The organism is Desulfoluna butyratoxydans (assembly GCF_900699765.1).
Lineage (GTDB): Bacteria > Desulfobacterota > Desulfobacteria > Desulfobacterales > Desulfolunaceae > Desulfoluna > Desulfoluna butyratoxydans.
This window is the reverse complement of sequence record NZ_CAADHO010000034.1, coordinates 1-596: the sequence shown is the minus strand read 5'-3', so window position 1 is coordinate 596 and position 596 is coordinate 1. Positions and strand designations below refer to the sequence as shown.

Here is a 596-nt window from a genome sequence, read left to right as displayed (position 1 = left end):
CAATCCTTTGTTCAAGAAGCCCGGTTTTCGGTACTCGATGGTCTTATAGGGTATTGCTTTTCAGCAAACAGGCGGGAGCCCACCTCTGAGTTGCGAGATGGGCTGCTTCATTGACGTGATGTGGTGACTCGTCGCATCGGTTTCACTGATTTGTCTCGTGTTTTGTGGCTCGGCATGCTTCCTGTTTTGGCGTGTTCATGCCTCAAGGCGCACCCCAAGGGCTCTGATCCTTGGCATGGAGTCAGCTCTTTGACATTCAGCTTGTCGGCAATACCCCATCACCCGTCATCGTCGGGTGGAAGAACCAGAGCATAAAGACCACAGACGTATTTGAGCACGCCTCCGCAGGATTTGCATAGCGATGGCTTTGCAGGGACCTGGGGTGGTGGAACGATATCCCCACCCTGCAAGGCATCCATGACTTGCTTGCGCACCTCTTTGAGGTCGAGGACCGACGCCGGACTCATAAAGCCGTAATACCGCACTTTCATAAACCCTGTGGGGAGCACATGCTGGAGGTAGCGCCTCATGAACTCCATCACTTCAAGTGTCAGTCGCCTGGGGCGTCGGGAACCTTTCTTTTTGTAAGTGATGGT

At 53.5% G+C, this 596-nt stretch carries 1 protein-coding gene; it reads right to left on the bottom strand.

Features of this window, described 5'->3' with window-relative positions; genetic code table 11:
- Positions 1 to 278: 278 nt before the first annotated feature.
- A partial coding sequence (locus MSL71_RS26345; RefSeq protein ID WP_180147519.1) for a transposase occupies positions 279 to 596 on the bottom strand: 318 nt, incomplete at its 5' end.